Below are 16398 nucleotides of genomic sequence, written 5' to 3'. Positions count from 1 at the left end.
CGGGTATTACAGCGTCAGGAAGCCGTCGTAGAGACCATAGGCTGCCACCAGGGCACCCACGATCACCGCGGCGAAAAGCAGCTTCTCGACATTAGTGAAAATCGGTTGTTTGAGTTCCAGCTTGGCTTTGGCGAACAGGATCGCGCCAGGTGCGTAGAGCAGGGCCGAAAGCAGCAAGTACTTGACCCCGCCGGCATACAACAGCCATACCGCATAGATCAGCGCGATGCCGCCGATAATCAGATCCTTGCGCCGTTCGGCGGCAAAGCCTTCGTAAGTTTCGCCGCGCACCGCCAGCAGCAGGGCATACGCCGCCGACCACAGGTACGGCACCAGAATCATCGAAGTGGCGAGGTAGATCAGCGACAGGTAAGTACTCGCCGAGAACAGGGTGATGATCAGGAAAATCTGCACCATCGCGTTGGTCAGCCACAGGGCGTTGACCGGTACGTGGTTCTCGTTTTCCTTGCGCAGGAACTCCGGCATGGTGTGGTCTTTGGCGGCGGCGAACATGATCTCCGCACACAGCAGCACCCACGACAGCAGCGCACCCAGCAGCGAGATGATCAGACCGACGCTGATCAGCACCGCGCCCCAGTGACCGACCACGTGCTCAAGCACGGCGGCCATCGACGGGTTCTGCAGTTTCGCCAGTTCCGGCTGAGTCATGATGCCCAGCGACAGCACGTTCACCAGCACCAGAAACAGCAGCACGGTAATGAAGCCGATCACGGTGGCTTTACCGACGTCCGAGCGTTTTTCCGCGCGGGCCGAGAAGATGCTCGCGCCTTCGATGCCGATGAACACCCACACGGTGACCAGCATCATGTTGCGCACCTGGTTCATCACGCTGCCCAGATCAGGGTTTTTGATACCCCAGATGTCGGCGGTGAAGATGTCCAGTTTGAAGGCGAAAATCGCGATCAGAACGAACAGCACCAGCGGCACAACCTTGGCGACCGTGGTCACAAGGTTAATGAACGCTGCTTCCTTGATCCCGCGCAGGACGAGGAAGTGCACGGCCCACAGCAGCACCGAGGCGCCGATCACGGCCGCGACAGTGTTGCCTTCACCGAAAATCGGGAAGAAGTAGCCGAGGGTACTGAACAGCAGAACGAAGTAACCGACGTTGCCCAGCCAGGCACTGATCCAGTAACCCCAGGCGGACGAGAAACCCATGTAATCGCCAAAACCGGCCTTGGCATAGGCGTAGACACCGCCGTCCAGGTCAGGCTTTCGGTTGGCGAGGGTCTGGAAGACAAAAGCGAGGGTGAGCATGCCGACAGCGGTGATGGCCCAACCGATCAGCACGGCGCCAACGTCGGCGCTGGCGGCCATGTTTTGTGGCAAAGAGAATATCCCGCCACCGATCATTGAACCGACTACCAACGCAACCAATGCACCGAGTCGTAGTTTTCCGGGAGCTTCAGACATTGCATGACTCCATTGCAGGAGAAGAGAGATCACAGCGTAGTTCTGTTGTCTGTTCAGTTAGCTGACTTAGATCAGTGCATGGTCACATTCCATTGTTAATGAATGACTTATGAATCGGCTGAAGGCATAAAGCTATCGTCTGCGAAGCCCGATTTAGACGCTTTGTGGCTACATGCTTGGGAATGGCTATTATTACTTTCGAATTATGACGCTAGTTCGTTTTGGCGGATTGGCAAATTTTCCGCGTCTGTTTTCAGTACAGAATTGATTTATTAGGATCAGCGCACAAAATTGTCTGAGCGTGCTAGGCGTTAGCGTGATCGGCTATATATAAATGGGCATTTGTTGGCGTTATCTAATAAACGTACTTACTCTTTACCCATTTAGTTAGTTAAGACATAAACCTGTGGTGAGGGGTTCGGTGCATCTGGGGTTTGGGTGGATCCTGGGGTTTGGGTGGAAATTGAGAATTCGTTCATCAGGAAGGGAGATTTGAATGTCGCAACCGACGCAAAAGCTGCGCCTAGGCGCGTTGATCGCTCTGGTGGTGGGGTCGATGATTGGTGGGGGGATTTTCTCGCTGCCGCAGAACATGGCGGCGCGGGCCGATGCCGGGGCGATATTGATCGGTTGGGGCATCACCGCGATCGGCATGCTCACGCTGGCGTTCGTCTTTCAGACCCTGGCCAACCGCAAGCCTGAACTGGATTCCGGTGTCTACGCCTATGCCAAGGCCGGGTTCGGCGACTACATGGGATTTTCATCGGCGTGGGGTTACTGGATCAGCGCCTGGCTGGGTAACGTCGGTTATTTCGTCCTTTTATTCAGCACCCTCGGCTACTTCTTTCCGGTGTTCGGTCAGGGCAATACGCCGATCGCCATCGGTTGTGCTTCGGTGCTGTTGTGGTGCGTGCATTTTCTGGTGATGCGCGGGATCAAAGAGGCAGCGTTCATCAATCAGGTGACCACGGTGGCGAAGATCGTGCCGCTGATCATGTTCATCGTCATTGCCGCCGTCGCCTTCAAGGCCGACATTTTTACCCGCGACATCTGGGGCACCAGCAACCCGAACTTCGGCAATGTCATGGATCAAGTGCGCAACATGATGCTGGTCACGGTGTTCGTGTTTATCGGCATCGAAGGCGCTAGTGTCTATTCAGCGCGCGCGGAGAAACGCAGCGACGTCGGCCGCGCCACGGTGATCGGCTTTATCGGTGTGTTGGCGTTGCTTGTGCTGGTCAACGTGCTGTCGCTGGGGATCATGAGCCAGCCGGAACTGGCCAACCTGCAAAACCCTTCGCTGGCCGCGGTGCTGGAACACATCGTCGGGCCGTGGGGCGCATTGCTGATCAGCATCGGCCTGGCAATCTCGCTGCTCGGTGCGCTGCTGTCGTGGGCGCTGCTGTGTGCGGAAATTCTCTTCGCCACGGCCAAAGACAAAACCATGCCGGCGTTCCTGAAAAAGGAAAACAAAAACCATGTGCCGGTGAATGCGTTGTGGCTGACCAACGCGATGATCCAGATTTTCCTGCTGATCACCCTGTTTTCGGCGGGCACCTACACCAGCCTGATTTATCTGGCGTCGTCGATGATTCTGGTGCCGTATCTGTGGTCGGCGGCGTATGCCGTGCTGCTGAGCGGGCGTGGCGAAACCTACGAACACGCCTCGGCCGAACGCACCAAGGATTTGCTGATCGGCGGCATCGCCCTGGGTTATGCGGTGTGGTTGCTGTACGCCGGCGGGGTGAAATATTTGCTGCTGTCGGCGCTGCTGTATGCGCCGGGGGTGATCCTGTTTGCCAAGGCCAAACATGAACAGGGCGAGCCGATCTTCACGTCTATTGAGAAGGGCATCTTTACCGTCGTCATCATCGGTGCGGGTCTGGCGGCGTATGGCTTGTACAGCGGCATGCTGTCGTTGTGAGGTTGGCGCTGGACTATCAACCGCCGTATGACTGGGAGGCGATGCTGGGTTTTCTCACGGCGCGAGCGGTGGTCGGGATGGAGACCGTGGTCGATGGCGTGTATTCGCGCAGCATCGGGTTGAACGGGGTGCATGGCACGGTTTCGGTGTGGCTCGGTGCTGCTGATTCGCTGGCGGTTGAAGTGGATTTTCCTGATTCGCAGGCGCTGCCGGAGATTGTGCGGCGGTTGCGGCGGATGTTCGATCTGGATGCGGATGTGGCAGTGATGCAAGGGCATCTTGCGCAGGATCCGCTGCTGGTGCGGTTGATGGCCGAGCGTCCGGGGTTGCGCATTCCGGGGGCGTGGGATGGCTTGGAACTGGCGTTTCGCGCAGTGCTCGGGCAGCAGATTACCGTGGTGGCGGCGATTCGCTTGGCGGGGAAATTGGTGGCTCAGTATGGCGCGCCGTTGCAATCGACGGTGCCGGGTTTGAGCTATGTGTTTCCTGAGGCCTGTGTGTTGGCTGAGGCGGATTTGGCGGCGTTGGGGATGCCCAAGAGTCGAGGGCGGACACTGTCGGGCGTGGCGCAGGCGTTGCTCGATGATCCTGCATTATTTGAGCCTTATCGCGAAGGCGGGGTGGCGCGGTTGCTGGCGTTGCACGGGATTGGCGAGTGGACGGCGCAGTACATTGCGCTGCGACAGTTGCGCGATCTGGATGGGTTTCCCCATGGCGATGTCGGGTTGTTGCGGGCGTTGGAAGTGCTGGAGGGCCAGCGGCCGACGGCGCGGGAATTGGCTGTGCGGGCGGAGGGTTGGCGGCCTTATCGCGGGTATGCGGCGCAGGTGTTGTGGGCGTCTTTGAGCCGCGGGGACTGATCCGGCCCATTTAATTGAGCGCATTTGCATAACAAGTTTGAGTGTTATCTCTAAACATTATTTAAAACTGTCAGTTATGACAGGTGTTGTGTGCTACCGAAAATGCTCATATGAGTTGCCTTTTCAGGTAACTAATTTTGGCTAAAGGAGGTGGCATGGGCTTGTTAAATGGGATTGAAACTTTGTGGGGCTTAACGACGTCAACTTTTTTAAAAACAGTCTTTTTACTGTTGGTGTGCATGGTCCACGGTTGTAGCTCTGTCCAAACGCAGACAGTATATTCGTTGGAGCAAGATGCAATGCTGCAAAGGTTCATGATAAAGAATATACATTACAACGTATGTGCCACAATTAACGGCGCCCGCGGGGTGATGTATCTGAGCGCCTGCGACCCTTCTAATCTGAATCAAGCGTTCTATAAAAACGGAGAGTACCTGATCGCGGTGGGTACAAACTTGGCCAATCAATGCGTTCGGAAGGAATGGCAGCACAATGTGGTGTCGGGAGACAGTGATCGTAACTGCACAAAAAATATGGGTAATCAGTATAGATGGTCGTATTTTTTACCCAAAATCGTAAATGCTGCCTATGGGCCGTGCCTGGATTACATTACCGGTGGTTCACTTGCTGGGCAGGTCACGACGACAACGTGTCTGGATAATATTTATCAGGCTTGGGAATTGGTAAATGTTCCGGGTCGGTAGTAAAAATAATCGTTCGGTTGCACGTGTTTTAAAAATAGTCAGGGTCGTTGTCTTGTTGCAGTTAATATTCCAAAAAAGTAATTTTTAGATTTGATGGATTGCGCTTTCAGATCCCAGTGATTACGAAAAGACTTGTTGGCGGAGCGCATATGGCTGCAAAAAGAGCTGTCACTTCAGCGGGTTTCTTCAGCTCTGGTTGGTCGTGAAGAGACTGTGATAGTGGTTACCTCTGTGGACGATGTGAAGCCAGTTTTAAGGCTTGCCCTCACCCCAGCCCTCTCCCGGAGGGAGAGGGGGCCGACCGAGGTGTCTGACGCTATACATCGACCTGAACGACCGAGTCGATTATGGATTCAAGGCCAATCCTCCATACTGATTTTGGATTCAACACCGATCTTTCAAGTCGGTGAATTTCGACAATATCCCCCAATCAGTCCCCTCTCCCTCGGGGAGTGGGCTAGGGTGAGGGGCTCTTCAAACCCAATGCGGTCGATGCGAACCCAAGTCCGTCGCCGGCAACGCCCACTGCAACGGTGTGCCAATGATCTTCACCGGCGCCAGCAACCGATGTGCCGGCCCCCACGGTGTCTGCTCCAGCAACGAGTTCTGATCTTGTTCATCCTCGGCACGCAACGCTTCGGCTATTCCGGACCCGTGTTCGATCAACAACCTCGCCGTCCGCGCTAACGACAACTGTGCCGAACCACCATGCCCATTCCGCAACCGCTCAGTCAGCAACCTGATCGCACTCGCCGCCATCAAATAGCCGGTCGCATGATCCAGCGCCTGCACCGGCAACGGCGTCGGTTTGTCCGCCTGCTTCCAACGCTGCCCGGCCTCGGCGATGCCGCTGCTCATCTGCACCAGGCTGTCGAAACCCCGGCGGTTTTGCCACGGGCCGCTCCAGCCGTAAGCGTTGAGGCAGACGTCGATCAATCCCGGTGCCAATTGGCGACGACGTTCAACGCCGAAACCAAGATTCTCCAACGCATCAGCGCGATAACCGTGCAGCAGTATGTCGGCGTCTTTCAGCAGACTCTCGAACACCGCGCGATCCGCCGGAACCTGCAAATCCAGCCGTGCGCAGCGTTTGCCCAAGGTCATTTCCGGGACGACGCCGGGCTCGTTCCAGGTCGGTGGATCGATGCGCAAAACCTCAGCACCGAGCCCCGCGAGGAAACGACTGGCGGTAGGGCCGGCGAGTACTCGCGTCAGATCCAACACCTTGATCCCGGCCAATGGGCGTTCCACCGAGCCTTGCCACGATTTCGCATGTTCATCCTGATCTGCGAAGAAGTGAACAAGCGGCTCGGCATTCACCGCCAACCCCTGCGGGTGCTGTTGCCACTGCGCCCAACTGCGCATTTCGGCGGCGCAACCCTTGGCGTCGACCACCGCTTGCTCCAGTTCCGTGCTCGCCCACTGCGCGACTTTCACCGCCATCGCCGAGCGGTCGGCACAGGCACCGAGCACGCGTTCAGCGGCGGCGCGGTGATGCGGGGCGTTGGTGTGCAGGCGAATCCAGCCGTCGCGCGTTGCGTAGTCACCGGCGACCGGATCCCACAGCGGCGGCACTTGCCAGCCGATCGGGCGCAGTGATGAGGAGAACCAAAACGAGGCCAAACGACGATCGACTTCTACGGCGGGCAGGTGGCCGGTTTGTTGCTGCAAGAGTTCGCTGACGGCTTGCCCGGCAGCGGCGATGCTGGCGCAGGCCAGATCGGTGACGGCGAAGGCCGAGGGCAGGGCGCCACTGGCGGTGAACGCAATCGGCGTGTGCGGCAAGCCGAGTGCGGCTTGAATGGACGTGAGTAAATCAGTCATCGAAGGCCCTCCGGAGCGAGAGGGCGATGATAGTGCAAAACGTCACGGGATTAGATGAAGGCTCTTGTAGGAGCTGAGCTTGCTCGCGAAAGCGGTGTGTCAGTCGACGAAGATGTTGAATGTGACGGCCTCTTCGCGAGCAAGCTCTGCTCCTACACGTTTGTGTGGTGAGGGTCTAGACGCGGAACTGATCCATCAATTTCATCTGCTGGCTCGCCAGTGCATTGAGCTGGCTGCTGATCGCCGCCGACTCGGTGGCTTGTCCGGTCAGGGTCTCGGTCACGGTGCGAATCGCCGAAACGTTGCGATTAACCTCTTCGGCCACCGCGCTCTGCTGTTCAGCCGCGCTGGCGATCTGCAGGTTCATGTCGCTGATCACCGTCACCGCGTCGCTGATCTTGCCCAGCGCATCCACGGCCTGACGAATCTGCCCGGCGTTGTTGTGTGCCTGAGTCTGGCTCGAATGCATGGTCGCGACCACGCCACGGGTGCCGGTCTGAATACGCTCGATCACCACGCGAATCTCTTCGACCGAATCCTGCGTGCGTTTGGCGAGGTTACGCACCTCGTCGGCGACCACGGCGAAACCGCGTCCACTCTCACCGGCACGGGCCGCTTCAATCGCCGCGTTGAGTGCGAGCAGGTTGGTTTGTTCGGCGATGCTGCGGATCACTTCCAGTACCGAACCGATCTGCTCGCTGTTGACCGCCAGCGCTTCAACTTCGGTCACCGCTTTGCTGACTTCATCGGCCAATTGATTGATGTCGCGGGTGCTGCGTTCGATGATCGACATGCCGTCCTTCGCCGACTGATCGGCACCTTTCGCGGCGTTGGCTGCGTTCGACGCGCTGTTGGCGACGTCGTGAGCGGTGGCGCTCATTTCGTTGGACGCGGTAGCGACCTGATCGATTTCGCGGAACTGCACCTGCATGCCTTCGCTGGTCTGACGGGCGATTTCCGAAGACTGGTCGGCGGTGCCGCGCGCTTCGGTGATGCTCTGTTTGATCTGCGCGATGGTCGGTTGCAGCTTGTCGAGGAAACGGTTGAACCAGTTCACCAGTTCGCCCAGTTCATCTTTCTTGCTGTAGTTCAGACGCTGGGTCAGATCGCCTTCACCGCTGGCGATGTTCTTCAGCATCTCGGCGACGCTGTTGATCGGACGGGTAACGCCAGACGCGGTCAGCCAGATCAGCAGCAGGCCAACGACACCAGCCACCACAGCCACCAGCAGCGCGGTGAGCACGCCGGTTTCCTGGGCATCATCGAGCACCGCTTGCAGCTTGACCGAGTCGGCCAGCAGCACTTGTTTCGGCAGGTCGATGACCACGCCCCACGCACGCGAGTTGCCAATCGGGTCGACCGGGTAAACCGCTCGAATCAGGTCGCCCTGTTCGAGGATTTTCGGAGTGCCGGAGGCGAGCAGTTGCAGTACGTCCTGGCCATTGGCGCCGAGGGTGTCGTTGATCTTTTTGCCGACCTTGGTCGCGTCTGAGCTGTCGGCGCCGAGCACGCCGCTGCCGGAGACGATAAGCATGTGCCCGGCGTTGTTGAAGAGGTTGCGTTGCGACTCGACGGCGGCTGCTTGCAGCGCGTCGAGGGCGATGTCGACACCGACCACGCCAATCGCTTTGCCGTCGACAATCAACGGTACGGAAATGGTCGTCATGAGCATTTCCTTATTGCCCACGGTGTCGGCGTACGGGTCGAGCAAGCAGGTGCGTTTGTTGTCGCGAGGGCAGGTGTACCAGCTGTTGTACGGTGTGCCGCTGACGCTGAGGGTGGTTTTGGTCAGGTCTTCTTCGACCATGATCGTGTTCAGCGTGGCGCCGGCCGCGCGGCTCCAATAGGTCGCGAAACGTCCGGCTTCGTTGGACTGGCGCGCGGCGTCGTTGGCGAACTCGCTGTCCTTGCCGTCGAGGCCATTGGGTTCGAAGGCGAGCCAGATTCCGAGCACTTTATCGTTGCGCTCGAAGGCGGTTTTCAGGCTCAGGTTCAACTCTTCGCGCAGGGCGCCGGCGTCCAGCGAACGCTTGGCGGCCATCGCGCGCAGGTCTTTGATCTGATCCGCCAGCGCGGTAATCACCAACAAGCTTTCGCCAAAGGTTTTCTGCACCCGCACCGCTTGTTCGGCGGCTTTGGCTTGCAGCAGGTTTTGCACACTGGCGGTGAGCAGCTGGTTGCTGGAGTTGCTGACCAGTTCATCGTTCTGGTTGGTCTGGTAGATGTTCATGCCAACAATCAGCGCGACCACACCGAGCAGGCAAAGACCGGAGAGCAGGACGATTTTCAGGCGGATGGACAGAGAGTCGAACATGGGGCGATCTCGCGAATGGATAAACGGGTGGCTTGCGGGTATGGACTACCCGGTTCGCCAAATCCATTCAGCGCCATGAATGCTCATCGGCGCGAGGCGAAAAGGCATGAGGTGCGCGCCGACGAACGGTCAGCGCTAAACGTTTGCGCAGGGGAAAGTGCTGGAAATCAGAACAATTTCAGGGAAGTGTCTGCGTGTTTGGGAGGGCACTTGTGGTGAGGGGATTTATCCCCGTTCGGCTGCGAAGCAGTCGTTAGACAAGATAATGCGGTCTGTCAGTGGAATGGGGGGGCCGGGTTTGGGGCTGCTTCGCAGCCCAGCGGGGATAAATCCCCTCGCCACAGGGTTTATGTATGCCGCAGATTTGGAGTGATCTTTGAAATATCAGGCGGGTTTAGTGATGGTTTCCGGGCGCGACCAGATCCACAGATTCCCCAACCCCATCCCGGCGATCGCCAGATAGATCGGCCAGCCGTGATCGAGCACCACCAGCATCAACGTCGCGCAGAGCAGCATGCTCACCGTCGCACTGACTTTGGCTTTGCGCGCGATGATTTTGCCGTTGCGCCAGTTGCTCAGAATCGGCCCGAACAGGCGATGGTTTTCCAGCCAGGCACTCAGGCGCGGCGAACTGCGGGTGGCGGCCCAGGCGGCGAGGAGGATGAACTCGGTGGTCGGCAGGCCGGGCACGACAATGGCGATCAGGCCGATGCCGAGGCTGACGTAGGCCAGGAGGCCGAACAGCACGCGGGCGAGTTTGGAGGAGGCTGGTTGCGGCATGGGCTCGGCGGGATGCTTCTGAAGCGGGATCGGGATCTTACAGATTTACGCGGGCCCTTGTAGGAGCAAGGCTTGCCCGCGAAGGCGGTGTGTCAGTCAACGATGATGTTGAATGGGCTGACGCTTTCGCGGGCAAGCCTTGCTCCTACAAGGGATCGTGTCGGGAATCAGGCCAGTTCGGCTTCTGTCGCGTAAGCCTGTTCCAGCAACACGGTGAAGCGGTTGAACGCGTCGATCGCGCCTTGCTCCACTTCGGCTTCTTCTTCAGCGCTGAATTGCAGCGAATCCAGGGTGCGCACGAAGCTCTTCCAGCCTTCGGCACGGCCACCTTCTGGCTCACCGAGGTGACGGGCGCCGAAGGTTTCGCTCAGCTCCAGGGCCACGGCGCGTTTGATCAGGAACGCAGCGCCGAGCTTCGAACCTTCGGACACAAAGATCCAGCCCAGTGCCCGTGCCTTGCTCGGGTTTTTCACCGCGCCAGCGACCGGTGCCGGGACTTCGGTGTCGAGATCGGCGAGGTCAGCCTTGGCCGCTTCAGCGCGGCAGCGGGCCGGCAGGTCAGGGACGATGGCGGTCAGTTCGGCGCTGTTGTAGAGGTCGACCAGTTCCGACTGGAACAGGTACTGCGCGACCACGAAACGAGCGAAGTTGGCGCGGGTCTCGAACGGCGCGTGAGCCTTCACCAGGGCATCGAGCTTGGTGTGCGGCTCGTTGGTGATCTGGTTCAAGCGTTGCGAACGCAGGGCAGGGCGTTGTTCGGTGTCTTGAGCTGTCATGGGAAATCCTTGAGAAAGAGAGGCGCTTGCTAACGAGACGAACAAGCAGACGCCTGAGCGTAAAAAAACCTCACTGCGCGGTGCTTGAACACGCGCAGTGAGGTCGGCCGGATCAGATGTCCCAAACCAGATTGATCGCGAAGTTGCGGCCCGGTTGGGTCAGGCGATCGAGGTTGGCCGGTTGCGTGACCGAGGCTTCGCCAACGCTGTCGTAACCGCGCACGTCATCCCACTGCCAGTATTTCTTGTCGGTCAGGTTGTAGAGACCGGCGTTGACGGTCACGTCGTCGGTGACTTTGTAGAAGCCCGCCAGATCGAGCACGCCATAACCCGGGGTCTTGAACTGGGTGCTGGTGCCGTCCGGTGTTTTGAACATGGTGCTGTCGACACGATCCTTGCGCTTGACCAGCGTCCAGCTCAGCAGCGCGCCGTATTTGTCCTGGTCATAACCGAGGCCGAACACGCCGGTCAGCGGATTGATGCTGTTCAGCGGCTCACCGCTGTCGTCGTTGCGGCCATACAGGTACGCCATCGAGCCTTGGGTGTAGAGGCCGGTCGGTGCGCCGAAGGTATCGAGGTTCAAGCGACCTTTAAGCTCCACGCCTTTGATGGTGGCGTGTTTGATGTTGTTGCTCTGGAACGTGGTCTCGGTGTAGCCGGGAGTGATGGCGTTCTCGTCGATGAAATCACGGTACTTGTTGTAGAACACCGCAACGTCGAAGGTGCCCGCTTCAAACTGGCCACGCAGACCGGTTTCATAGCTTTTGCTTTTTTCCGGTTCCAAATCCGGGTTCGGCGCGACCTGATAGCCGCCCGCGAGGTTTTCAAAGCGACCATACAAAGCCTTGGCTGTCGGTGTGCGGAAGCCTTCGGCGTATTGACCGTACCAGGTGTAGTTGTCGTTGAAGCTGTAAGTGGTGCCGAACTTCGGCGACAGACGATGCCAAGTTTTCTTCTCGTCGCTGACCAGACCGTTACCGCTCTGGTCGGCAGTGGCGAGGAACTCATCGGTGATGTGCGGTTTGAGTTCGGTGTAGTCGTAACGTGCGCCCGGCAGGAACGTCCAGTTGCCCCAGCTGATCTGATCCTGGGCAAACAGGCTGTAGCTGTTGATGGTCGGATCCGGGAAGTCGCTGGCCGGTGTCAAGGTGTCGGCGGCGCTTGGCGCCCCGATGGCGCGGCAGGCACCGGCGACAGTCAGGCAGGTGCCGGAGCCGGTGCGCAGACCGGTGACCTTGTCCTGCTTGATGGTCGTGCCGTAGGTGATGGTGTGATCGGTGTCGGCGATGGCAAACGACTTGTCAGCCTGCGCATCGAACACCCACTGGCGATCTTTGTAATTGGTGTCACGGTTACGCAGCACAGTGCGCGACGGCGCGTAGATTTCCTGGGTGCTCTGATCGGTCTTGGCGATCTGATAGTTGAGCGACCACTTGATGTTGTCGGCCAGCACAGTGTCCAGTGCGAAGCGGTGTTCCAGACCAAAACGCTCGCGGGTAACGGTGTCGTTGCCGGTGCGCGACTTATAGAAACCGAAACCGCGTCCAGCGTTGAACGGGCCGCCGACGGCGCTCAACTGGTTGGTGTCGCGATCATCTTTATAGTGTTCGTAGGTCAGGCCGAAGCGCGCGTCGTCAGCGTAGTTCCAGCCGAGTTTGGCCAGCACGTTGGTGGTGCGCACGTCTTCCGGGTTGGCCTCGGTGCGGTTCAGGCCGGTGCCACCGGTTTCGCCGTAGGATTCGGTTTCGTGACCGTTGCGCTGGCTCAGGTGCAGCAAACCGTCGAAGTCGCCGGTGCGGCCAGCAACGGTGCCGGAGGTCAGCCAGCTGTCATCGGCCGAGCTGTAACCGGTTTTCAGCCGGGCGCCGACGTCCTGGCCAGGCTTGATGATGTCGTCCGGATCGAGGGTGTAGTAGCTGACGGCGCCGCCAATCGCGTTGCTGCCGTACAGCACAGAGGCCGGGCCTCGGAGAATTTCGACGCGTTTGACGATTTCCGGGTCGACGTAATTGCGGTTGGTCTGTGCGTACGGGCCGTTGAAGAAACTGTCCGGCACTTGCACGCCGTCGACCTGAGTCAGGACGCGGTCGCCATCGATACCACGGATGTTGTAGCCGGTGATGCCGGCACGTTGACCGGCGCCGCCCACCGAAACGCCCGGCTCGTACCGCACCAGATCCTTGATCGAATTGACGTTGTTGCGATCGAGATCTTCGCGGGTCTGCACGCTGACGGTGGCCGGCACGCTATTGACCGACTGTTCCTGACGCGTGGCGCTGATGGTCACCTGATCAAGGTTAAGGGTGCCGCTGCTGTTGCGCTTTTCCAGCACCACATTGTTGTTGCTCAGCTTGCGGAAGCTCAGATTGGTCCCCACCAACAGCCGCTCCAGCGCTTTCTCCGGCGGCAGCGAACCGCGCACGCCCGGCGACGATACGCCCTGACCCAGTTCCGCTGGCAAGCCGACCTGCCAACCGGTCACAGAGGTGAAGGCATTGAGCGCCGACACCAGCGGTTGCTGGTTGATGGAGAACGCGTAATCACCCATGTTGCGCGCCGGTTGCTCGGTGGCAGCCATCAGCGGTGCGGTGCCGGCCATGAGAATGGCAGCGGTCAGCAGCGACAATACGCGGGAAGGGGAAGTCTGACGGGTAAGGCGTGAGGACATCGATAGCGCTCCGTGTCGCACGAATCTTTATAGGTGCTGATTGGCATCGTGATGCGAATCAATTGCATTGGCTATAACGAGACGAACGGGCTCCAGCTATCGAGTAAAAATAATTCTCATTTAGTTCAAGATCACCAGCGCCGGAAATTCCTGCAAGCGCGCGGAGGTGATGTGGGCGAGAGAGCGCACCACGTCGAGTGGTTGATCGAGGCGATAATTGCCGGTCACGGCGACGTCGGCCAACTGCTCGTTGGTATTGATGATCCAGCCCGGATAGTAGCGGCGCAGCTCGGCCAGCACTTGGTTGAGCGGACAGTTCTCGAACACCAGTCGGCCCTGCACCCAGGCCAGATCGGTCGCAGCGTCGAGTTTGGACGGGCGGTCGAAGCCATTAGGGCCGATGCGGATACTTTCCCCGGCCGACAGGCGCACGCGGGCATCGTTGTGGGTCGCGCGCAAATCGACATCACCACGCTGGACGTTGACCTGCGCGACGCCATCGAGATAACGCACGGCGAATTCGGTGTCGCGCACACTGGCTTTGACCGGGCCGGCATCGATTTCCAAGGGCTGAGTGCGGCTGCCGGCGATCTCGAAATACGCCTCGCCTTGATACAACCGCGCCACGCGTTGCTGATCATTGATGGTGCTGGAGAACGCGGAATTGGTGTTGAGCAGGACTTTCGAACCGTCCTCCAGTTGCAGGCGCTGACGCTCGCCGACCACCGTCAAGTGATCGGCCTGAATGCGCATCGGCAGGTTGCTGAAACTGAACAGACCAAGAATCAGCACCGCAGCAGTGGCCAACGGTTTCCAGTGCGGGCGCAACCGCTTGAGAAAGGTGACCTTGGCCGGTTTCGCCGCGAGGCTTTGCGCGCACTGAATGACTTGCGGGCCATCCCAGATCGCCTGCGCCTTGGCGAACGCTTCGGCGTTCAACGGATCAGCCGCCAGCCAGGCATGGAACTGCCGGGTCTGCTCCTCGTCCGGGCTGCCGAGCAGGATGAGCCAGTCCAGCGCCTGGTCCATTGCGTCTGCAGCGTCCCGCGCCGAGTCAGGCGAAGGCGAGCGGTGGGTGTCCGTCACGGTGTTTCCTCGGGCTTTTTCAAAGCAAGTTTCGAGTTTCAAGCGACAAGCTGCAAGCTAAAGCTCATTCGGTGTGAACTTTGAGTTTTCAGCTTGCCGCTTGAAGCTTATAACTCGCCGCTGCTGTTATGCCGTTCGGCGACGCCGATGCAAATGGACATGATCAGTTTCAATTCTTTCTGCACAGTACTCAGGGAGACGTTCAGTTCGTCCGCGATTTCCTGGTAGCTGTTGCCGTGCAAACGGCTGAGGATGAAAATCTGCTGCTGACGCGAGCTGAGTTCGCTGAGACTCACGTTCAATCGCTCCAGCATTTGTTCGGCGTGGGCGGCGTCTTCGGCGCTGCTGGCGGGGGCGGCGATGCTGTGCACGACGTCTTGGGGCACGTCATCGACCATCGTCCGCGAGTGCAGCTTGCGCGCACGCAAATGATCCAGCGCCAGATTGCGCGCGGTCTGGAAGACAAAGGGCTCGAGGTGATCGATGGCCCGCTCGCTCAACGCCCGCGTCACGCGCAAGTAGGTTTCCTGCAGCAGGTCTTCAGCGGTGCTGTGATTGTTGACCATCCGTTCCAGCGTCCGCAGCAGGGACATACGCTGGGTGAGGAAGACGTGGTTGAAGCGCGATTGACTCACGGGGGAACCTGATCCATTTCGAGCGAATGATAATGCTTATCATCTATGCGAATGGTCAAGTATTGTTTTGTGATCGACACGGATAAATGTAGGCGCTGCCGAAGGCTGCGATCTTTTGATGTTGATCTTAAAAACAAGATCAAAAGATCGCAGCCTTCGGCAGCTCCTACGGGGAGAGCGAGGCAACCTTACTCGGCGTTACACAGCGCCAGGCAGTTATCCAGCATGCGGTTGGAGAAGCCCCACTCGTTGTCGTACCAGGCCAGCACTTTCAGCAGTTTGCCGCTGGATTTGGTGTGGTTGGCGTCGAAGATCGACGACAGCGGGTTGTGGTTGAAGTCGCTGGAAACCAGCGGCAACGTGTTGTAACCCAAAATCTTCGAATGCTGGCTCGCAGCCTTGAGCAGCGCGTTGACCTCATCCGCCGAGGCTTCGCGCTTCAATTGCACGGTCAAATCCACCAGCGACACATTGATCACCGGCACCCGCACGGCCATGCCCGTCAGTTTGCCGGCCAGTTCCGGCAACACCAGGCCGACCGCTTCAGCAGCGCCGGTCTTGCTCGGGATCATGTTTTGCGTGGCCGAACGCGCGCGGTACGGATCGGTGTGATAGACGTCGGTGAGGTTCTGATCGTTGGTGTAGGCGTGAATGGTGGTCATCAAACCACTTTCGATGCCCAGCTCACGGTGCAGCACCTGCGCCACTGGCGCCAGGCAGTTGGTGGTGCACGAAGCGTTGGAGATGATCTGATGCGATTGGCGCAGAATGTCGTGGTTCACACCATAAACGACGGTGGCGTCGGCGCCTTTGGCCGGGGCCGAGATAATCACTTTGCGCGCGCCGGCAGTAATATGCGCGGCCGCTTTGGCGCGGTCGGTAAAGAGACCGGTGCATTCAAACACCACATCAATCTTTTCCGCGGCCCAGGGCAGGTCGGCCGGATTGCGAATCGCGCTGACCGCAATGCGGTCGCCGTTGACGGTCAGACTCTCGTTGTCATGCTCGACTTGCGCGTCGAACGTGCCGTGAACGGTGTCGTATTTGAGCAGATGGGCGTTGATCGAGCTGTCGCCCAGATCGTTGATGGCGACGATCTGCAAATCCTGTCGATAGCCTTGGGTATACAGTGCGCGCAGGACATTACGGCCGATGCGGCCAAAACCATTGATTGCGATTCGTAGAGTCATGGAACAGCGCCGCCGTCGTTTTGTTGTTGGAATTACAAGATTATTCGCATAAAAATAGAAAACAAGCCTTTTTAATGGCAATATTTTGTTTTATCTACAACGAGTGACCTGAATCAACTGGTCCGAATGATCAAAAAAACCGTCTGTCATTCCAACAACAACGGCGTTTGATCAGCATAGACAATCAGGTCGCCACATCCGTT

11 protein-coding genes and 2 pseudogenes are annotated in these 16398 nt (G+C 58.6%); 3 read left to right on the top strand and 10 right to left on the bottom strand.

Annotated features, from left to right (window positions below; all coding sequences use genetic code 11):
• Positions 1 to 6 precede the first annotated feature (6 nt).
• Positions 7 to 1434, bottom strand: a complete 1428-nt coding sequence (gene arcD, locus AD669_RS20370; RefSeq protein ID WP_053123050.1) for an arginine-ornithine antiporter — start codon at positions 1432 to 1434, stop codon at positions 7 to 9.
• Positions 1435 to 1930: 496 nt separating this feature from the next.
• Here arcD (AD669_RS20370) and arcD (AD669_RS20365) point away from each other — a divergent pair, with 496 nt between their 5' ends.
• The 3 genes from arcD (AD669_RS20365) to AD669_RS20355 all read left to right on the top strand — a co-directional run bounded on the left by arcD (AD669_RS20365) (position 1931) and on the right by AD669_RS20355 (position 4922).
• The gene (arcD, locus tag AD669_RS20365; protein ID WP_053123047.1) at positions 1931 to 3358 is read left to right on the top strand and encodes an arginine-ornithine antiporter; all 1428 of its coding nucleotides are present in this window, start codon (positions 1931 to 1933) and stop codon (positions 3356 to 3358) included.
• Positions 3355 to 4218: a DNA-3-methyladenine glycosylase gene (locus AD669_RS20360; RefSeq protein WP_053123045.1), complete on the top strand. Its 864-nt coding sequence runs from the start codon at positions 3355 to 3357 to the stop codon at positions 4216 to 4218. Before arcD (AD669_RS20365) ends, AD669_RS20360 begins: the two co-directional genes overlap by 4 nt.
• 155 nt (positions 4219 to 4373) lie before the next feature.
• Positions 4374 to 4922 (top strand): RICIN domain-containing protein, encoded by a 549-nt coding sequence (locus tag AD669_RS20355; protein WP_053123043.1) that lies wholly within the window; start codon positions 4374 to 4376, stop codon positions 4920 to 4922.
• A gap of 474 nt (positions 4923 to 5396) precedes the next feature.
• Here AD669_RS20355 and AD669_RS20350 read toward each other — a convergent pair whose 3' ends face one another.
• From AD669_RS20350 to gap, 9 genes and pseudogenes are all read right to left on the bottom strand, one after another.
• Complete coding sequence (locus AD669_RS20350) at positions 5397 to 6746, bottom strand: CoA transferase (protein ID WP_053123042.1); 1350 nt, start codon at positions 6744 to 6746, stop codon at positions 5397 to 5399.
• Between the two features lie 175 nt (positions 6747 to 6921).
• Positions 6922 to 7449: pseudogene (locus AD669_RS29070) on the bottom strand (methyl-accepting chemotaxis protein); the annotation flags it as partial.
• 378 nt (positions 7450 to 7827) lie between these two features.
• A pseudogene (locus AD669_RS29065) lies at positions 7828 to 8787 on the bottom strand (chemotaxis protein); the annotation flags it as partial.
• 657 nt (positions 8788 to 9444) lie between these two features.
• A complete protein-coding gene (locus AD669_RS20340; RefSeq protein ID WP_053123038.1) occupies positions 9445 to 9840 on the bottom strand; it encodes a YbaN family protein in 396 nt (131 codons plus the stop codon).
• 167 nt (positions 9841 to 10007) lie between these two features.
• Complete coding sequence (locus AD669_RS20335; RefSeq protein ID WP_053123036.1) at positions 10008 to 10616, bottom strand: biliverdin-producing heme oxygenase; 609 nt, start codon at positions 10614 to 10616, stop codon at positions 10008 to 10010.
• A gap of 112 nt (positions 10617 to 10728) precedes the next feature.
• Positions 10729 to 13284, bottom strand: a complete 2556-nt coding sequence (locus AD669_RS20330; RefSeq protein ID WP_053123034.1) for a TonB-dependent receptor — start codon at positions 13282 to 13284, stop codon at positions 10729 to 10731.
• 120 nt (positions 13285 to 13404) lie between these two features.
• Positions 13405 to 14370: a FecR domain-containing protein gene (locus tag AD669_RS20325; protein WP_053123032.1), complete on the bottom strand. Its 966-nt coding sequence runs from the start codon at positions 14368 to 14370 to the stop codon at positions 13405 to 13407.
• Between the two features lie 107 nt (positions 14371 to 14477).
• Positions 14478 to 15005 carry an RNA polymerase sigma factor gene (locus tag AD669_RS20320; protein WP_053123030.1) on the bottom strand — a complete coding sequence of 176 codons (528 nt, stop codon included), beginning with the start codon at positions 15003 to 15005 and terminating at the stop codon, positions 14478 to 14480.
• Between the two features lie 188 nt (positions 15006 to 15193).
• A complete protein-coding gene (gene gap, locus AD669_RS20315; protein ID WP_053123028.1) occupies positions 15194 to 16195 on the bottom strand; it encodes a type I glyceraldehyde-3-phosphate dehydrogenase in 1002 nt (333 codons plus the stop codon).
• Between the last annotated feature and the right edge of the window lie 203 nt (positions 16196 to 16398).

The organism is Pseudomonas sp. P1.31, from assembly GCF_001269815.1.
Taxonomy (GTDB): domain Bacteria; phylum Pseudomonadota; class Gammaproteobacteria; order Pseudomonadales; family Pseudomonadaceae; genus Aquipseudomonas; species Aquipseudomonas rustica.
This window is presented reverse-complemented; position numbering and strand designations above follow the sequence as displayed.

Coding starts and splice junctions, on each gene's coding strand:
- AD669_RS20335 (WP_053123036.1), bottom strand. CDS start 10,616: ATGACAGCTCAAGACACCGAACAACGCCCTGCCCTGCGTTCGCAACGC.
- arcD (WP_053123047.1), top strand. CDS start 1,931: ATGTCGCAACCGACGCAAAAGCTGCGCCTAGGCGCGTTGATCGCTCTG.
- arcD (WP_053123050.1), bottom strand. CDS start 1,434: ATGTCTGAAGCTCCCGGAAAACTACGACTCGGTGCATTGGTTGCGTTG.
- AD669_RS20330 (WP_053123034.1), bottom strand. CDS start 13,284: ATGTCCTCACGCCTTACCCGTCAGACTTCCCCTTCCCGCGTATTGTCG.
- gap (WP_053123028.1), bottom strand. CDS start 16,195: ATGACTCTACGAATCGCAATCAATGGTTTTGGCCGCATCGGCCGTAAT.
- AD669_RS20350 (WP_053123042.1), bottom strand. CDS start 6,746: ATGACTGATTTACTCACGTCCATTCAAGCCGCACTCGGCTTGCCGCAC.
- AD669_RS20355 (WP_053123043.1), top strand. CDS start 4,374: ATGGGCTTGTTAAATGGGATTGAAACTTTGTGGGGCTTAACGACGTCA.
- AD669_RS20340 (WP_053123038.1), bottom strand. CDS start 9,840: ATGCCGCAACCAGCCTCCTCCAAACTCGCCCGCGTGCTGTTCGGCCTC.